This window comes from Paraburkholderia sp. A3BS-1L (assembly GCF_051125215.1).
Lineage (GTDB): Bacteria > Pseudomonadota > Gammaproteobacteria > Burkholderiales > Burkholderiaceae > Paraburkholderia.
Genome location: NZ_CP120442.1, coordinates 2,606,694 through 2,623,092 on the forward strand (window position 1 = coordinate 2,606,694; position 16,399 = coordinate 2,623,092).

13 protein-coding genes are annotated in these 16,399 nt (G+C 68.2%); 7 read left to right on the plus strand and 6 right to left on the minus strand.

Going from position 1 to position 16,399, the window contains the following annotated elements; translation table 11 throughout:
• Positions 1-404: 404 nt before the first annotated feature.
• Positions 405-1,403, plus strand: a complete 999-nt coding sequence (locus tag P5W99_RS11870) for a hypothetical protein (protein WP_434660892.1) — start codon at positions 405-407, stop codon at positions 1,401-1,403.
• A gap of 168 nt (positions 1,404-1,571) precedes the next feature.
• On the opposite strand, the gene P5W99_RS11875 is transcribed toward P5W99_RS11870, so the two are convergent.
• Positions 1,572-2,429: an aldo/keto reductase gene (locus P5W99_RS11875; RefSeq protein ID WP_421024607.1), complete on the minus strand. Its 858-nt coding sequence runs from the start codon at positions 2,427-2,429 to the stop codon at positions 1,572-1,574.
• Between the two features lie 278 nt (positions 2,430-2,707).
• Between P5W99_RS11875 and P5W99_RS11880 the strand changes: the two genes are divergently transcribed.
• Positions 2,708-3,454: a GntR family transcriptional regulator gene (locus P5W99_RS11880; protein ID WP_213299888.1), complete on the plus strand. Its 747-nt coding sequence runs from the start codon at positions 2,708-2,710 to the stop codon at positions 3,452-3,454.
• Positions 3,455-3,468: 14 nt separating this feature from the next.
• Here the strand turns inward: P5W99_RS11880 and P5W99_RS11885 are convergent, their stop codons facing one another.
• Positions 3,469-4,971, minus strand: coding sequence for a CoA transferase (locus tag P5W99_RS11885; RefSeq protein ID WP_421024608.1), 1,503 nt, complete (start codon positions 4,969-4,971; stop codon positions 3,469-3,471).
• A gap of 124 nt (positions 4,972-5,095) precedes the next feature.
• On the opposite strand from P5W99_RS11885, the gene P5W99_RS11890 reads away from it, so the two are divergent.
• Positions 5,096-6,361, plus strand: coding sequence for a citrate synthase (locus tag P5W99_RS11890; RefSeq protein WP_421024609.1), 1,266 nt, complete (start codon positions 5,096-5,098; stop codon positions 6,359-6,361).
• A gap of 7 nt (positions 6,362-6,368) precedes the next feature.
• Here the strand turns inward: P5W99_RS11890 and P5W99_RS11895 are convergent, their stop codons facing one another.
• The gene (locus P5W99_RS11895; protein WP_421024610.1) at positions 6,369-6,746 is read right to left on the minus strand and encodes a DUF2917 domain-containing protein; all 378 of its coding nucleotides are present in this window, start codon (positions 6,744-6,746) and stop codon (positions 6,369-6,371) included.
• A gap of 249 nt (positions 6,747-6,995) precedes the next feature.
• On the opposite strand from P5W99_RS11895, the gene P5W99_RS11900 reads away from it, so the two are divergent.
• From P5W99_RS11900 to P5W99_RS11910, 3 genes are all read left to right on the plus strand, one after another.
• The gene (locus tag P5W99_RS11900; protein WP_434660895.1) at positions 6,996-8,450 is read left to right on the plus strand and encodes a PLP-dependent aminotransferase family protein; all 1,455 of its coding nucleotides are present in this window, start codon (positions 6,996-6,998) and stop codon (positions 8,448-8,450) included.
• A 130-nt stretch (positions 8,451-8,580) separates the two neighbouring features.
• The gene (gene mdtD, locus P5W99_RS11905; RefSeq protein WP_421024612.1) at positions 8,581-10,029 is read left to right on the plus strand and encodes a multidrug transporter subunit MdtD; all 1,449 of its coding nucleotides are present in this window, start codon (positions 8,581-8,583) and stop codon (positions 10,027-10,029) included.
• Positions 10,030-10,300: 271 nt separating this feature from the next.
• Positions 10,301-11,569: an EAL domain-containing protein gene (locus P5W99_RS11910; protein WP_421024613.1), complete on the plus strand. Its 1,269-nt coding sequence runs from the start codon at positions 10,301-10,303 to the stop codon at positions 11,567-11,569.
• A 39-nt stretch (positions 11,570-11,608) separates the two neighbouring features.
• Here P5W99_RS11910 and P5W99_RS11915 read toward each other — a convergent pair whose 3' ends face one another.
• Entirely contained in the window at positions 11,609-12,709 is a 1,101-nt protein-coding gene (locus P5W99_RS11915) for a sigma-70 family RNA polymerase sigma factor (protein WP_434660896.1), read from the minus strand.
• 205 nt (positions 12,710-12,914) lie between these two features.
• Between P5W99_RS11915 and clpP the strand changes: the two genes are divergently transcribed.
• Positions 12,915-13,559 (plus strand): ATP-dependent Clp endopeptidase proteolytic subunit ClpP, encoded by a 645-nt coding sequence (gene clpP / locus P5W99_RS11920; protein ID WP_421024615.1) that lies wholly within the window; start codon positions 12,915-12,917, stop codon positions 13,557-13,559.
• A gap of 295 nt (positions 13,560-13,854) precedes the next feature.
• Here clpP and sodB read toward each other — a convergent pair whose 3' ends face one another.
• Positions 13,855-14,433: a superoxide dismutase [Fe] gene (gene sodB / locus P5W99_RS11925; protein ID WP_035522111.1), complete on the minus strand. Its 579-nt coding sequence runs from the start codon at positions 14,431-14,433 to the stop codon at positions 13,855-13,857.
• Positions 14,434-14,721: 288 nt separating this feature from the next.
• Positions 14,722-16,092: an exodeoxyribonuclease VII large subunit gene (gene xseA, locus P5W99_RS11930; protein ID WP_434660897.1), complete on the minus strand. Its 1,371-nt coding sequence runs from the start codon at positions 16,090-16,092 to the stop codon at positions 14,722-14,724.
• Positions 16,093-16,399 lie beyond the last annotated feature (307 nt).

Below are 16,399 nucleotides of genomic sequence, written 5' to 3' on the forward strand. Positions count from 1 at the left end.
GCACGGAACTCGCTAAATCGGCACCAGGCATCCGGCCTGCGCCCAGCGCTGTGAAATCCAGATGGAATGGGGATGAGGCGCGCGGTTTCTCGCGCCGGGCGAACGGATGGCCGGCAGCACGGCACACATGCTTTGCGCCGCCTCCGTAACAGTCCGCGGCAGTCAGCAAGGATTCCTGACTGAATCGGTCATCCGGTGCAAACGCATCCGGGTGCCGCTCTTACCGCCCGCGCCGGCGAGGCTGTGCCAACAGCGCACGGCATGAAGCACGCGTCGGCGCGGTGTCGGCACCAAACGCTGCTGGCCTGACGGGGAACGGCGTCTGCGCATCAGCGATGCAGCGCCGGACGCAAGGCGTAAGAGAAGCGAAGCGGGTACACGCTATCGCTTCCGGGGAGAAAGTAATGAACAAAACAATTTTTAATCAGCATTACTACGGGATCAGTCGGGGGCTCGCAGTCGGTGCAATCAGCGCAATCGGCGCTGCTGGCGCGAGCGTGTTCCTGCCGGCCGTCGATGCCCATGCCGCCGACAACGCAACGGCTCCAAGCTGGGTGATCGTCGCCGAAGCCGCGCTGCCTGCGAGCGGCGCGGCCGGCACGATGGGCGCCGGCTTGCCGGTCGAGGACACGTCGCCGGGCAATCCCGCGCTCAAGTCAGCTACGTCGGACGCCACCGGCCATGCCCCGGGCGCGGATACCGTTGCCGCCGACCGGGCAAGCGCAGCAGCCGACGCCGCCTTTGTCTTCGAGCCGAGGAACTGCTACGCGGCCACCAGCGGCAACTGCGGGCGCGGCGGTAGCGGCAACGGACCCACTTCGAGTTCAGCGAGCGCTGGAGGCAGTTCGGGCTCGGGCTCGGGCTCGGGCTCGGGCTCGGGTTCGGGCTCAGGCTCAGGCTCGGGTTCGGGATCCGGCTCTGGCCGCGGCAGTTCAGGCGTCGGCGGCGCGACCAGCGGCTCCAGCAACTCGGGCGGCGGCGGCGGAAGCAACGGCGGCGGCGGAAGCAACGGCGGCGGTGGAAGCAACGGCGGCGGTGGAAGTAACGGCGGCGGTGGAAGCAACGGCGGCGGTGGAAGTAACGGCGGCGGTGGAAGTAACGGCGGCGGTGGAAGTAACGGCGGCGGTGGAAGTAACGGCGGCGGCGGATCGAGCGGATGCGGTTGCGGCGGCGCTCACGGCGGCCCGTCGGGCGGACCTTCAGGAGGAGGCCCCTCAGGCGGTTTCGGCGGTGGTTTCGGCGGTGGTTTCGGCGGTGGTTTCGGCGGTGGCTTCGGCGGTGGCTTCGGTGGTGGCTTCGGTGGTGGCTTCGGTGGAGGATTCGGCAAGGGGGGACCGTCGGGCGGCCCGGGCGGCGGGTACGGCGGCGGCTCCGGTGGCGGCAAAGGCGGCGGCGGTCACTGAGTTCGCACGGCGGTGCGAGCATGCCAACGCAACCACTCCGAATTGGCGCGACGGCCGGTCGCGTCATTCCAGGCATCACGGCGGCGGTCTCCTGGTCCCCCGGCCGGGCGCCGCCGCCGGTGGCCGGAAGCCTCCGCACTCTTGCGGCCTGTCCTGACCTCTACCGCGCTAAAGCATCTCCAGCGGCCGCTTGCTGCGCGGCGGCTTGAAGTAAGCGTCCAGCATCGCGTGGTCCTCGGCGCTCAGCACGAGGTCGAGCGCGGCGCGATTGTCGCGCACGTGATCGACGCGTCCCGCCTTCGGAATCGCGCAGACGTTCGGCTGACGCAGCACCCACGCAAGCGCAACCTGATAAATCGACACGCCATGCCGGGACGCGATGTCGTCGAGCGGCGAGCGCCTCGGCAGCCGCGCATGATCGACGGGGCTATACGCCATCAGCGGCATGCCGTGCGCAGCGCCCCAGGGCAGCAGATCGTACTCGGGGCCACGCCGCGCGACGTTGTAGAGAATCTGGTTGATTGCGCAAGCGTCGCCGCCGGGGACCTCGAAGAGTTCCTCCATGTCCTCGGTGTCGAAGTTGCTCACGCCCCAGTAGCGGATCTTGCCTGCGCGCACCAGCGCTTCGAACCCTTGCACCGTTTCTTCGAGCGGCACGCCGCCGCGCCAGTGCAGCAGATACAGATCGAGCCTGTCGGTGTTCAGGCGCCTCAGGCTCGCCTCGCAGGCGCGCTCGACGCCGCGCCGGCTCGCATTGTGCGGATACACCTTGCTGACGAGAAATACGTCCTCGCGCAGCCCTTGCAGCGCTTCGCCGACGAGCGTTTCGGTCGCGCCGTCGCCGTACATTTCGGCAGTGTCGATGAGCGTCATGCCGAGCGCGACGCCTTTGCGCAGCGCGGCAATTTCGTCGGCGCGGCGCGAGTTGTGGTCGCCCCCCCGCTCACCCATTTCCCACGTGCCCTGCCCGAGCTTTGCGATGCGTTCGCCGCCAGGCAGCGCGATACTGGCGATATCCGTTGTCATGTAGTCTCCTGTGTCGGCAGGCGTTGGTGCTTCAGCACTTTGCGATCCGGAATTAGCGCTTTGGCGCTTGCTCCGGTCTCATGCAGAGCTCTCCTGCCCCATGCAAAGCTCGCAAGCCAGGCCCTTGTTCCCGGCCTCATGCGAATCTGCGCTTGCAGCAAACGGCCAGTGTATCGCCTCGCGTGGCCCCGGGCCATGTGCCGACGAGTAAGTCCATCATTTCCTCGCCGCGCCGCCTATGACATAAAATTGCCGTTCGCTTCTCACGCCTGCCTCCCATGAACGCCTCCACGGAAGACCGCTGGCGCGGCCTGCGCCCGGACCCGGACAACGACACGCCGCTCTATCTGCAGCTCGCCCGCAAGCTGACCGATGCCATTCACGAGAACCGCTGGTCAGCCGGCGAGGCGCTGCCGTCCGAGCGCGTGCTCGCCGACGCGCTCGGCGTCTCGCGCATCACCGCGCGCAAGGCCATCGCGCTGCTGGTCGAGCAAGGCATGATCCGCCGCACCCAGGGCGCGGGCAGCTTCATCACGCCGCGCTATGAAGATCCGCTCTCGCGTCTCACGAGCTTCAGCGAGATGCTGCGCCAGCGCGGCTTCACGCCGAGTTCGCGCTGGCTCTCGCGCGAGATCCAGCCCGCGAGCCGCGACGAGGTGATCCAGCTCGGCCTCTCGCCCGCCGCCGCCGTGACGCGCCTGAAGCGTCTGCGTCTGGCCGACGGCATCGTCATGGCCGTCGAGAACTCGACCTTCCCCGCCGCGCTGATCCCCGACCCGAGCGCCATCGGCGACTCGCTCTACAGCTTTCTCGAACAGCGCGGCCTCGCGATCGTGCGCGCGCTGCAGCACTTTCGCGCGGTCAACGCAAGCGAGGAAATTGCGCAGCAGATGAGCATCGCGCCCAACGAAGCGCTGCTGCTCATCACGCGCGTGGGCTATACCGCCGATCAGCGCGCCATCGAGCTCACCGACACGTACTGTCGCAACGACTACTACGACTTCGTCGCGGAATTGCGCAAGTAAGGCGCGAAGCGACCTCACGCGGCCCACTGCGGCGCATCGGTCCCGATCGGCACGCTCGGGCGCGCGTAGAACGCCGGCGTGCGGTCGAGCCGCTCGGCACTGGCCACCGCGCGCACGCGTCCGAACGGCGTATCCATCTCCTCGAAGCTATCCGCGAGGTCCTGTGCGCGCAGGTCGGGCACGCGCTGGCCTTGCTCGAGCATGCCCATCGTCTGCAGCCAGCGGCCCGTCTGCGCGAGCGAGACGCGCACGTGCCAGCTGCCGCCTTCCTGCGCGCGCCGCGCGAGTGCGACCATCGCCCCGAAGGCGGCGAGATAGCCGGTCGCGTGATCGAGCGCCTGGCAAGGCAGCGGGCGCGGCGCATCGAACGGCTTATCGAACCGCTTATCGAGCGATGCCCCGGCCGACGCATCAATCTGCGCGCCCGGCATGACGCCGCCGTGCGCGGCCGCCACGCTCTCGATCCAGACGATCCCGCTCGCCGACTGCACGAGGCTGTCGAAGCCACGCCGCTCGCGCCACGGTCCGCGATGCGAGTACGCGCTAATCGATACGCACACGATGCCGGGCCGTTCGCGCGCGAGCGCCTCGGGCGCAAAACCGTGCGCTGCCAGCGCGCCGGGCCGGTAGCCTTGCAGGAACACATCGGCGTCGCGCACGAGCGCGTGCAGTTGCGCGCGGTCCTGAGCCTCGCGCAAGTCGAGCGTGGCCGAGCGCTTGCCGCGCCCGTTGTCGATCACGAGCGGCGCGATATTGGGCAGATGCGGGCCGTTGACGAGCAGCACGTCGGCACCGTGATGCGCGAGCACGCGCCCCGCCACCGGCCCCGCGATGATGCGCGTGAGGTCGAGCACGCGCACGCCGTCGAGCGGACGCGCACCGGGCCGCTGCGTGAGCGCGCCACCATCGCCGCGACCATCACCATCGCCGATGCGCTCGATTTCAATGAGCGGCAGGCGCGCCACGGCCTGCGCCTGTTCGAGCGCGGCCCATTCGCGCGGCGTGCGCACGAGCGCTGCGCACAAGCCCGCCTGCGCGAGCGCTTCGTCCAGCGCGGCGCCGTCCCAGTGCGTGCGGATCGCGTGCGCGACGTCGTCGCGGCGCTCGCCACAGCCGAGCACGCGCAGGATGCCCTGCAGATGGTGCGCGAAGTTCGCATGCAACTGGATCCAGCGGCCATCGCGCGTTTCGAAATAGCCGGTGACCGGATGGCGCAATTCGAACGGCGCGCCGCCATCGACGCTCAGATAGCGCTCGCTGCGAAACGCCGCGAGCGCACGGCGCACATCGATGCCGACGCGCTGCCCGGGGCCGCCGCGCAGCTGGTGAAAGCGCGCGGCCGCCAGCCCCGCCGCGCCGATGCTCGCCGCCGCCAGGGTGCCGACGCGAAACACCGAAGGCAGGCCGGGATCGTCGCCTTCGATGTCGACCGTGTCGAGCGCAGCCTGGTGCGCTGCGGCGCTGTCGTGAGGATGGGCCAGCATCCAGAGGTGCTCGAGCGCGTCGCGGGGTGTCATGGCTTGCGTCCTGTATGGGTCAGGGGAAGATGGACCAAGGGTAAGTGCGCGCTCGTCATCGAATCAATCTTGATTATGATGATCAACATAGATCGATTTTTCCGGTTTCGCGAGGCGCGCCACTATGTCCAGCTATATGACCGCGGCCGAAGCCGCCGCTGCGCTCGGCATCAGCCGGGCCACGCTCTATGCCTATGTGAGCCGCGGCATGCTCACCTCCGTACCCGCCGACGATGCCAACGGCAGCGCGCACCCGCACGAACTTCCAAGCCGGCCCCAATCGCGCCGCTACGCCGCCGCCGAAGTTCGTCGCCTCGCGCGCCGCAAGGCCGACGGCAAGCGCGCGGGCAAGGTCGCGCAGAAGGTGCTCGATTGGGGCGTGCCGGTGCTCGAATCGTCGATCACGCTGATCGCGGACGGCAAGCTGTTTTATCGCGGCCAGGACGCCATCGCGCTCGCGCGCCATGCCTCGCTCGAAGAGGTCGCGGCGCTGCTCTGGGAATGCTCGCCGCGCCGCGTGCTCGAAGCGAACGCGGCGCCGATCGCCGTCGCGCAATGGTCGGCGTGGCTCAAGCTCTGGAGCGCGCATTCGCCGCTCGAACGCGCGCTGGTGCTGCTGCCGTCCGCCGCCACGCAAATGCCGCGCATCTGGGCCCAAGGCCGCGACGCGCAACTCGAAACGGGCACGCAACTGATGCGCTTGCTGGCCGCCGCGCTAGTCTGCACGGCCCCGTCCAGCGAACCGCTGCACCGCCAGCTTGCGCATGCATGGGCCGTGCGCTCACGCGCGCAGGCGGAACTGCTGCGCGCCGCGCTCGTGCTGTGTGCCGACCATGAGCTCAACGCTTCGGCATTCACGGTGCGCTGCATCACCTCGACGGGCATGCATCTATTCGGCGCGGCGGCGGGCGGACTCGCCGCGCTCGGCGGCCCGAGCCACGGCGGCGAGACCACGCGCGTGGCGGCGCTCTTCGACGAAGCCGCCCACGCCGACGATCTGCACCGCTATCTCGCGCAGCGGCTCGCGGCGGACGAGTTCGGCGCAACGCCGAAGCTGCCGGGCTTCGGGCATCCGCTCTACCCCGACGGCGATCCGCGCGCCCGGCTGCTGCTCGACATGCTCGCGCAGCATGCGAGCGCCCGCTCGCCGATGGACGAAGTCGACGCGCTCGCACACGCCGTGGCGGAGACCACCGGTGCGCGACCCACGCTCGACTACGCGCTGGCAGCCATCGAGCGCGTGCTCGCACTGCCGCACGGCGCGGCGTTCACGCTGTTCGCGGCGGCGCGCGTGACGGGCTGGATCGCCCACGCGCTGGAGCAGAACGCCGATGGCCGGCTGATCCGGCCACGCGCCCGCTATATAGGCAAATTCGGCGACGAGCGTTGATGCGCGCTCAGCCGGCGGTGCGCGCGCCCCACTGCAACCGCGTCGAGCGCTCGCGCAGCGCCTGGGCCAGCCATCCCGCAAACCCGCGCGCACCTTGCCCGTGCGGCAACGCAGCCGGCGCCGCCCGCATATCGCGCGCCTCGTTTGCCGACGCCCCGCCGAGTGCGAGCATGAAGCGCGCCCCTGCGCGCCCCGCGCTCAAGCACGCGCGCGCGCCGGCAGGAAGGCGAATCGACTCGCCGGCACGCAGCCAGTAATCGCCCGCGTCGCCGCCAAGCGTGAGCCAGAGTTCGCCCTCGCTCACATGCAGTTGCATTGCCTGCGCGAGCCGCCAGGTCTCGGCGGGCTCGCCGTGTTCCAGTTCGAAAATTCGGATTTCGCGCATTGCCGTGCTCCTTGACGATAACTCGCGGGCCGGCGCCCCCCCCCCGCCGAAGCGAGACGGATCGCTTGTAACGGCGGCTTGAAGGGCCTTCCCGGTTGGAGCATTATTGCGGTCAGCGCGGGGCAATCCCATGCACAATTCCGAACAGTTCACCCGGAACTGTGCAGCCGAAAAACCGAACACTCGATCGTCCCCCAGCCGTCTTCACGCAACGCCCGGGCAACCCCGGCCGCTCCCAGCGAGGCCCGCATGAAACTCGAACTCGACCGCGCCAGCGGTGTCCCGCTCACCGACCAGATCGTCGCCGGCGTGCAGACCTGGATCCGCTCGCGCGGCGCGCACCCGGGCGCACGTCTGCCCTCGATCCGCCAGTTCGCCGCCGATTACCGCATCAGTCGCTTTCCGGTGATCGAGGCCTACGACCGGCTGGTCTCGCTTGGTTATCTCGACTCGCGGCACGGCTCGGGCTTCTACGTGAGCGAGCACGCGCGGCTCGGGCTGTCCGGCATGGGCACCTGCGACCTCTCGAACGCCGCCGACGAATCGGGCCACCTGCTCACCCAGCTCAACCGGCCCGGCGAAACGCTGCAGCTCGACAGCGGCTCGATCCCGCAGGCGTGGCGCGATATCGACGCGCTCGGCCAGGCGATCCGTCACGTCTCGCGCACCAACCCGTCGAGTCTCGTCGACTACGGCTCGCCGCTGGGCGACGCCACGCTGCGCGAGCATCTGCGCAACCGGCTCGCGCCGCTCGGCATTGCCGCCGACGCCCAGCAGATCCTCATCACCGAAGGCGCGAGCGAGGGCATCGACCTCCTGATGCGCTACATGCTCAAGCCCGGCGACACCGTGTTCGTGGAAGATCCGGGCTACTTCAATTTGTACGGACTGCTGAAGCTTCACGGCGTGCGGATCGTCGGCGTCACGCGCACGACGAGCGGGCCCGATCTCGAGCATCTGCATGCGCTGCTCGCCCAGCATCGCCCGCGCGCGTTTTTCATCAACACGGTGTTCCACAACCCGACCGGCACCATCGTCTCGCCGCCGGTCGCGTTCCGCCTGCTGCAGCTCGCGCGCGAGCACGGCTTCACCATCGTCGAGGACGACATCTACGCCGACTTCCAGGCCGAGCCCAGCGACCGGCTCGCCGCGCTCGACCAGTTCGAGCACGTGATCTACGTGGGCGGGCTCTCGAAGACGCTCTCCTCGTCGCTGCGCATCGGCTATGTGGTCGCGAATCCGGCGATCGTGCACGACCTCGCCTCGATCAAGGCGCTCACGAGCCTCGGCGGCTCGCGCTTCACCCAGGCCGTGGTGGCCACGCTGCTCGAGCGCGGCGCGTACCGCAAGCACCTGGAGCGGCTGCGCCGCCGTCTGGCCGAAGCGCTCGGCACCGCCTCGCGCACGCTGGAAGACCACGGCTGGGCATTGTTCGCTGGGCCGCTCGCCGGATCCGCCGGGGCGCCAGGCGGCGCTCGCGCTTATGCACAGAGCGGCGGCAAGTTCATCTGGGCGCGCGTGCCCCACGTGGACGACTCGGCCCGGCTCGTGCCCTGCGGCGAGCCGTTCGGCGTGAGCGCGTCGCCAGGCAGCCACTTCCGGCCCCACGGCGAGCCGAGCCCCTGGCTGCGCATCAACGTGGCGTTCGCGCTGGACCCGCGCGCGCAGGCGTTTTTCGCGGCGGCCGCGCGCGTTCCAGGGTAATTCACCCCGCTCACCAGGCCCCGGCCGTGCCGCGTTTGCCGTATCGCGCAACAGCAGCAGCACGCCGCCGCGACGCCGGGTTCACTACAATGGCGGCTGCCAGCCACCGCCTGCGCGCCCGCGTTCTCCCATGCCCGAATCCGCCGCCCCGTCCAGCCCCACCTCTACGCCGTCCGCCCGCAAGTTGTCCGTGATGCTGTGGCTCGTCGCCACGGGCTTCTTCATGCAGACGCTCGATTCGACCATCGTGAACACGGCGCTGCCCGCGATGGCCGCGAGCCTCGGCGAATTGCCGTTGCGCATGCAATCGGTCGTGATCGCGTATTCGCTGACGATGGCCGTGATGATCCCGGTCTCCGGCTGGCTCGCCGACAAGCTTGGCACGCGGCGCGTGTTTCTCGGCGCGATCCTCGTCTTCACGATCGGCTCGCTGCTGTGCGCGAGCGCGCACACGCTGAACCAGCTCGTGCTCGCGCGCATCGTGCAGGGCGTGGGCGGCGCGATGCTGCTGCCCGTGGGACGCCTCGCCGTGCTGCGCACGTTTCCGGCGGAACGTTATCTGCCCGCGCTCTCGTTCGTGGCGATCCCGGGCCTGATCGGCCCGCTGATCGGCCCGACGCTCGGCGGCTGGCTCGTGCAAATCGCCTCGTGGCACTGGATTTTTCTCATCAACGTGCCGGTGGGCGTGGCCGGCTGCATTGCCACTTTCATCTTCATGCCCGACAGCCGCAATCCCGACACGCCGAAATTCGACGTGCCGGGCTACCTGTTGCTCGTCACGGGCATGGTGACGATCTCGGTCGCGCTCGACGGCCGCGCCGAGCTGGGCATCCCGCAGGCGATCGTACTGGTGATGCTGATCGTCTCGCTCGCGGCATTCGTGGCGTACGGGCTGCACGCGGGGCGTACGCCGCGGCCGATCTTCTCGCTCGAGCTCTTCAAGATCCACACTTTCAGCGTGGGGCTGCTCGGCAACCTGTTCGCGCGCATCGGCAGCGGCGCGATGCCGTACCTGATCCCGCTGCTGCTGCAGGTCGCGCTCGGCTACACGCCGTTCGAAGCGGGCCTCATGATGCTGCCGGTGGCCGCAGCGGGCATGTTCTCCAAGCGCCTCGTCACGTATCTCATCACGCGCCATGGCTACCGGCGCGTGCTCGTGACCAATACCGTGCTGGTGGGCCTGATGATGGCGAGCTTCACGCTCGCCACGCCGGCCGAGCCGCTGTGGCTGCGCATCGTGCAGCTGGCCGTGTTCGGCAGCGTGAACTCCATGCAGTTCACGGCGATGAACACGCTCACGCTCAAGGACCTCGGCATGGGTGGCGCGAGCAGCGGCAACAGCCTCTTTTCGCTCGTGCAGATGCTTTCGATGAGCCTCGGCGTGACAGTGGCGGGCGCGCTGCTCACGACCTTCACCGGCCTGATCCGCCATGCGAGCGGCTCGAACGTGATTCCGGCATTCCACGCGACTTTCGTGTGCGTGGGGATCATCACGGCAGCCTCGTCGTGGATCTTCGCCCAGCTCTCCGACGACGTGCGCCGCACGGCAAAGAAGACCGACCCATCAGAACGCGCCTGATAACACCGGGACGCCGCGGCGCGCCGTCTTCCCGTTCAATGCCCGCTGCGCACCGCAGCGGTGCACACGCGCCGCGCGAGTGCGAAGCCGCCTCGCGCACCGCGTCGAAACGGGGCGCCGAAGGGGCGTCGAAGCGCGTCTCGACATAGCCGATATCCCGTCTGCATGGCCCGAGCCGCCATGTGTCGGAATGAGCATACTTTTTGCACTGTTATCTTGTAATGTAAACTCGAGATTCGCGCGCGACCTGTCGCGCGCACCACCCAGTTCCATGACCAGCATGATCGACCTCGATCCTCCCGGCTTTCAGTCGCGCCCCGTCGCGGGCGAAGAAGGCGCGCGACGCACCGTGCTCTACGGCGGCTACACCGTGTTCAGCGTATTCCAGCCGGTATTCTCGGTCGCCCACCGCCGCGCGATCGGTTACCACGCTTCGCTGCGCGCGCACGATGAGCATGGCGGCCAGGTGCCGTCGCAGGAGGTATTCACGCAGGCCGCGCGCCGCGGCGATCTGCTCGAACTCGGGCGGCTCGCGGAATCGCTGCATCTGGGCAACTTCAACGCCTTCGACTCGCACGACGAATGGCTCTTCCTGAGCCTGCACCCCGCCGCGCTGATGGACACGAGCTATGGCGACGCACTGCTCGCGGGCATCAAGGCGCTGGGGCTGCAGCCCCAGCGCGTGGTGCTGGAAGTTTCGGAGCAGGCGGGCGGCGAGAATTCGCGCTTCGCGGAGATCATCGACACGTTGCGCAAGTCGGGCTTCGTGATCGCGCTCGACGGCTTCGGCGCCAAGCATTCGAACATCGACCGCGTGTGGCAGCTACGGCCCGATATCGTCACGCTCGATCGCAGCCTGCTCGCCCAGGCGAGCCGCCATGCGCATATCGAGCGCGTGCTGCCGGGACTCGTCTCGATGCTGCACGAGTCCGGCCAGCTGGTGCTGGTGGGCGGCCTCTCGACCGAGCGCGACGCGTTGATCGCACTCGAAAGCAACGCCGACTTCGTGCAGGGCGCGTACTTCGCGCGCCCCGAGGTCGAGCCCGTGCCGCCCGCCACCGCCGCGCGCCTGATGGACGATCTCTCCGCGCGCCTGCGCGAGCGTGTGAGCGCGCGCGAGAAGACCCAGTGCGCGCGCCTCGCGCCCTATGTGAAGGCGCTCGAAGCGGCGGCAGCGCAGCTCGCTGCGGGCGCGAGCATGGCCGATGTCTCGCAGCCGCTGCTCGGTCTCGCAGACACCGCACGCAGCTTCTTGCTGGACGCCTCGGGCCGCCAGATTGGCGACAACGTGCTGCCCGACGTGCGTGCGACGCCTCGCGCCAAGCGCTTCAGGCCGCTCCTGCATTCCGAAGGCGCGAGCTGGGAGCGCCGGCCCTATTTCATCGGGGCCATGAAGGCGCCCGGCAGCGTGCAGTTCACGCCGCCCTATCTCTCGATCAACGAAGCCCACCTGTGCGTGACCGCCTCAGTCGCCGCCCAGACGGCGCATGGCCTGCAGGTGCTGTGCGTCGACATCAACTGGGACGCCGCTTCCCGGTAGCCTCGCGCGGTAACCTTGCGCAAATCCTGCGCACTCAGCTCAGGCTGGCGCGAGCGATCGGGCGATCCCGGCGAGCAGTGCGCGCACCGCCGCCCCTCCGAACGCCCGGTTGGCCGCCCGCAAGGCGCTCCCGCCCGCCGTCGCGGCCACGCAGACCACAGGAGCGGCGCGCCCATCGTCGCCCAAGCCGATGTGCAGCCACGCGACCAATTCACCGTCCTCCGCCACCAGCACGACGCCAGGCTCGCCGTCGAGCGAGAGCGTCTCCGCGCGCAGGCCGCGTAGCGGCGTGCCCGCGATTCCAGCCTCTACCTCAGCGCCGGCGCGCGGCATCATCGAGCCTGATGCTGCATTCATCGCCGCACTCGCCGCCGCACTCGCCGCCGCACTCATCGTCGCGCCCGCCACCGCCAGCGCCGTCGCGGTCACGCCCAGCAGATCCATCAGGCCCACGCGGTCCTGCGCGTGGAGCACTTCGCGCAGCCGCTCGACGGTGAGCGCGTGCTGCGCCGCGTCGGCGGGCGCCAAGGGCCTGGCCGCCTGCTCGCGCACCAGCCGCACCCGCGCACGGCGCACGATCTGTCGGCAATGCACGGGGGTGCAGCCCGTGAGCGCGGCGATCTCGGCATAGTCGCAGTCGAACGCCTCGCGCAGCACGAAAACGGCCTGCTCCAGCGGCCCGAGCCGCTCCAGCAGCATCAGCAGCCCATCCGCGAGACGCGCGGCACGCAGGCCCGCTTCCTCCGCCGAAGGCGCGGCGGCGTCGAGCCACGGCGCAGCGCCGGGCGCTTGGCGCTCGCCCGCGCGCTCACGGCGCTGCTTGCGCAGGCGATCGATCGCGAGACGCACCGTGGCCGTTGCAAGCCACGCCTGCGGCACGCGCACCGCCTGAGCATCCACTTCGCGCCAACGGAACCACGCGTCCTGGACGACGTCCTCCGCCTCGGCGCGGCCGCCCAGCACGCGCATGGCCAACGCCAGCAGCCGCGCGCGCTCCTGGTCGAAGACGGCAGCGCGGCGACCCTCGCTCCATGCGCCGCCTTGCATGCTGGACGGCGCGTCGAACCCCACCTCGCCCCGAAGGGGCTCGCGCGCGTCGCGCAGATCCCGCACGCCAACTTCGTCGATCACCTGGGTCATTCGCTTCGCTCCTTGTTGCACCGCCTTGTACTGCTTCGCCCGCGCTACGTGCGCTCTCGCCCCCAAGACGACCGCGAGCGCGCCGATGTGACAGTCTCGCGCAAAAAAATTTTCGTCACACGCAACGCGCGCCGGGCGTCTTGGGGAAGGAACCGCGCCACCGCGCCGCTCCCCTCCACCCACTTACCCCAAGGCGAGAAATTTCATGCATCCGACCGTCCAGCATCACGCAACCTTTGCGCCGCGCGCGCTCAACCTCGTGCCGACCGTCATCGAAACCTCGGGGCGCGGCGAGCGCGCCTACGACATCTACTCGCGCCTCTTGCGCGAGCGCATCGTGTTCCTGGTCGGGCCGGTGACCGAGCAGACGGCAAGCGTCGTCGTCGCGCAGTTGCTGTTTCTCGAAGCCGAGAATCCTGAAAAGGACATCAGCCTCTACATCAACTCGCCGGGAGGCTCCGTGTACGACGGCCTCGCGATCCACGACACGATGCAGTTCGTGAAGCCCGACGTCGCCACGCTATGCACTGGCTTCGCGGCGAGCATGGGCTCATTTCTGCTAGCCGCCGGCGCACCTGGCAAACGCTTCGCACTCCCGAACGCACGCATCATGATCCACCAGCCCTCGGGCGGCAGCCAGGGCACCGCCGCCGATGTCGAGCTTCAGGCGCGCGAGGTGCTCTATCTGCGCGAGCGCCTGAACACGATGCTCGCCGCGCATACGGGCCGCGACATCGCGCAGATCGAGCGCGACACCGATCGCGATCACTTCATGTCGGCGGCGGCGGCGGCCGAATACGGGTTGATCGACCGCGTGCTCACGTCGCGCGGCGATGCGGTGCTGCGCTAGGGAATGAGACGTCCGGTCTTCACGCGAGCGGCACTGCGAGCCAGGCTGCAAGCACGCCCTTGTACTGAACTGAACGATGCAATGCATCGCTCGAAAAGCGGTGCCGCCACATGGGATAAGTGCGCTCGACGCAGGAAGCGCTCGACGCGCTCGCGTAACTAACGCGTCGAAGAATGTCGAAGCGCGTCGCGACGGCGCTGCAAACAAAAAAGCCCTCAATGCGAATCGAGGGCTTCTTTTTCTGCGCCATTCGAATCGAACGGCGCACAAGCGAAACTGGTCGGACTACTGCGCTTTACGCGAAGTTCTTCGCAGCGAATTCCCAGTTTGCGATGTTCCAGAACGCTTCGACGAACTTCGGACGCGCGTTGCGGTAGTCGATGTAGTAAGCGTGTTCCCACACGTCGATCGTGAGGAGCGGCTTGGCGTCGGTCGTGAGCGGCGTGGCGGCGTTGCTGGTCGACACGATGTCGAGCGAGCCGTCTGCCTTCTTCACGAGCCACGTCCAGCCCGAACCGAAGTTGCCGACTGCAGCCTTCGTGAAGGCTTCCTTGAACGCGTCGAAGGAGCCCCACTTTGCGTTGATCGCGTCGCCGAGCGCACCCGACGGAGCGCCGCCGCCTTGCGGCGAGAGGCTGTTCCAGAAGAACGTGTGATTCCAGATCTGGGCCGCGTTGTTGAACACGCCACCCGACGACTTCTTGACGATCTCTTCGAGCGAGAGGTTTTCGAACTCGGTGCCCGGAATCAGGTTGTTCAGATTCGTGACGTAGGCCTGGTGGTGCTTGCCGTAGTGGAACTCGAGCGTTTCTTCCGACATGGTCGGAGCAAGAGCGTTCTTCGCGAACGGCAGCGGCGGGAGCGTAAATGACATGATGCGGTTCCTTCGTCGTGTTATGGGGAGTTCTGCGTAGAGTTCTGCAAATTCGCCGGCATGGAGCACTCGATTGTAGGCGAGTTGGAATAACCCCGCAAACGCTCGGACATTATGCCGATCATCGGTTATGCAGCGCTTTTGCGGCGCGGATTTCATGGCGATTTCGCGTCGCTTTTGTGTCGCTTGTAATGCGATGGCGTGGCGGTGATGTGGCTCTCCTGTGGCTATCGTGCCCGCATTCCAGCAAACGCCGCGCCCGCTGCTGCGCTCGTTGCTACGCTCGTTTCAAAAGTCTTCGGAAAGTCTTGGCTGCACGTCGGCGAGCGCGACATCGGCGCTGCCCTGGGCGAGATGCACGGTCAGGCGCTTGCCCGGCTTGAGCGCGCCCGGTGAGCGCACGGCCGCGCCGCTTTGCGCATCCAGCAGCGCCGCGTAACCGCGCTCGAAGGTGCGCTGCGGGCTCAGCACCTCGAGGCGCGCCGCGAGCCCCGCCACGCGCGCCGTTTCGCGCTCGCGCCCCCGCGCGAACGCGCTGTCGAGACGCCGCGCGAGCGACTCCACCTGCACGCGCTGCGCCGAGGCGTCGGGGCGCATGCGCCGCCAGCGCATCTGCGCGATATTGAATTGCGCGCGCGCCTGCGCCGTCGTGCGCGAGCCTGCCGAAGCAAGCCGGATCGCCAACTGGCGCAAATGCGCGCGCTGCTGCGCCAGCCGTTCGCCCGGCGAAACCAGGCGGCGCGCGAGCCAGTCGAGCTGTTGCGCGCGGCGCTCCATCAGCCTGCCGAAGCCCCGCGCGAGCGCGGCATGGCGCTGGTCCAGCTCGCGCAGCAGCAGCACGCGCTGCGGGCTCACGAGTTCGGCGGCGGCGGTGGGCGTGGGCGCGCGCACGTCGGCGGCGAAATCGGCGATCGTGAAATCGGTTTCGTGGCCCACGCCGCTCACCACGGGAATCGCGCTTGCTGCAATGGCGCGCGCGAGCGTCTCGTCGTTGAACGACCAGAGGTCCTCGATCGAGCCGCCGCCCCGGCACAGCACGATCACGTCCACTTCCGCACGCGCGTTCGCGACGTCGAGCATGGCCGCGAGTTTTTCCGCCGAGCCCGCACCCTGCACCGGCGCCGGATAGACGATCACGGGAACGTGCGGCGCGCGGCGCGCGAGCGTCGTGAGCACGTCGCGCAGCGCAGCCGCCTGCATCGACGTAATCACGCCGATCGCGCGCGGATGGGTGGGCAACGTGCGCTTGCGCCCGGCGTCGAACAGCCCTTCGGCCTCCAGTTGCGCCTTCAGACGCAAGAACGCTTCGAAAAGACGCCCCTGCCCCGTGCGCCGGATCGCCTCGACGTTCAGCTGCACCTCGCCGCGCGGCTCGTACATCGTCACGAGCGCACGCACCTCGATGCGGTCGCCCTCGCGCGGCGTGAACTCGGCGTATTGCGCGCGGCCGCGAAACATCACGCAGCGCATTTGCGCCTGCGCGTCCTTGATCGAGAAGTACCAGTGCCCGCTCGCGGCGCGCGTGAAGTTCGAGACTTCACCCGAGATCCACGTGAGCGGGAACGAACGTTCGAGCATGGAAGCGATCGCGCGATTGAGCGCCGAAACCGGAACGACGACATCGCCGCCGGGCGCAGAAGAAAAGCGGTCGGAATTCATGAGCAAGACGTGAATGAACAGTGGGTTGAAAGCAAGGTCGAAACCCAACCCGGAAAATAGCCCGGACAGACGATAGACCGTTCGGGGTACGGCAGTCCAGCGGGAAGCGCTCCCATGAAACAAGGGCTACGAGGTGTCCACATCGACTCCGTCATGTGACATAGTTGCCGCAAATACGTAAAAAACGCTGAAAAAATACCCCATCCCATTGATTTACATACGGTTTTTATCTCAATAACAAAGAGTTACACCGATGAGATGGGCCACGAGCGGGCTTTTGCGCTCACCCGCGCCTTACTTTTCCACA

Bases quoted from the DNA above. Each gene is read 5' to 3' on its own strand.
- P5W99_RS11915 (WP_434660896.1), bottom strand. From the start codon at position 12,709: ATGACCCAGGTGATCGACGAAGTTGGCGTGCGGGATCTGCGCGACGCG.
- P5W99_RS11875 (WP_421024607.1), bottom strand. From the start codon at position 2,429: ATGACAACGGATATCGCCAGTATCGCGCTGCCTGGCGGCGAACGCATC.
- P5W99_RS11910 (WP_421024613.1), top strand. From the start codon at position 10,301: ATGACCAGCATGATCGACCTCGATCCTCCCGGCTTTCAGTCGCGCCCC.
- clpP (WP_421024615.1), top strand. From the start codon at position 12,915: ATGCATCCGACCGTCCAGCATCACGCAACCTTTGCGCCGCGCGCGCTC.
- P5W99_RS11895 (WP_421024610.1), bottom strand. From the start codon at position 6,746: ATGCGCGAAATCCGAATTTTCGAACTGGAACACGGCGAGCCCGCCGAG.
- P5W99_RS11880 (WP_213299888.1), top strand. From the start codon at position 2,708: ATGAACGCCTCCACGGAAGACCGCTGGCGCGGCCTGCGCCCGGACCCG.
- P5W99_RS11870 (WP_434660892.1), top strand. From the start codon at position 405: ATGAACAAAACAATTTTTAATCAGCATTACTACGGGATCAGTCGGGGG.
- sodB (WP_035522111.1), bottom strand. From the start codon at position 14,433: ATGTCATTTACGCTCCCGCCGCTGCCGTTCGCGAAGAACGCTCTTGCT.
- xseA (WP_434660897.1), bottom strand. From the start codon at position 16,092: ATGAATTCCGACCGCTTTTCTTCTGCGCCCGGCGGCGATGTCGTCGTT.
- P5W99_RS11890 (WP_421024609.1), top strand. From the start codon at position 5,096: ATGTCCAGCTATATGACCGCGGCCGAAGCCGCCGCTGCGCTCGGCATC.
- mdtD (WP_421024612.1), top strand. From the start codon at position 8,581: ATGCCCGAATCCGCCGCCCCGTCCAGCCCCACCTCTACGCCGTCCGCC.
- P5W99_RS11900 (WP_434660895.1), top strand. From the start codon at position 6,996: ATGAAACTCGAACTCGACCGCGCCAGCGGTGTCCCGCTCACCGACCAG.
- P5W99_RS11885 (WP_421024608.1), bottom strand. From the start codon at position 4,971: ATGACACCCCGCGACGCGCTCGAGCACCTCTGGATGCTGGCCCATCCT.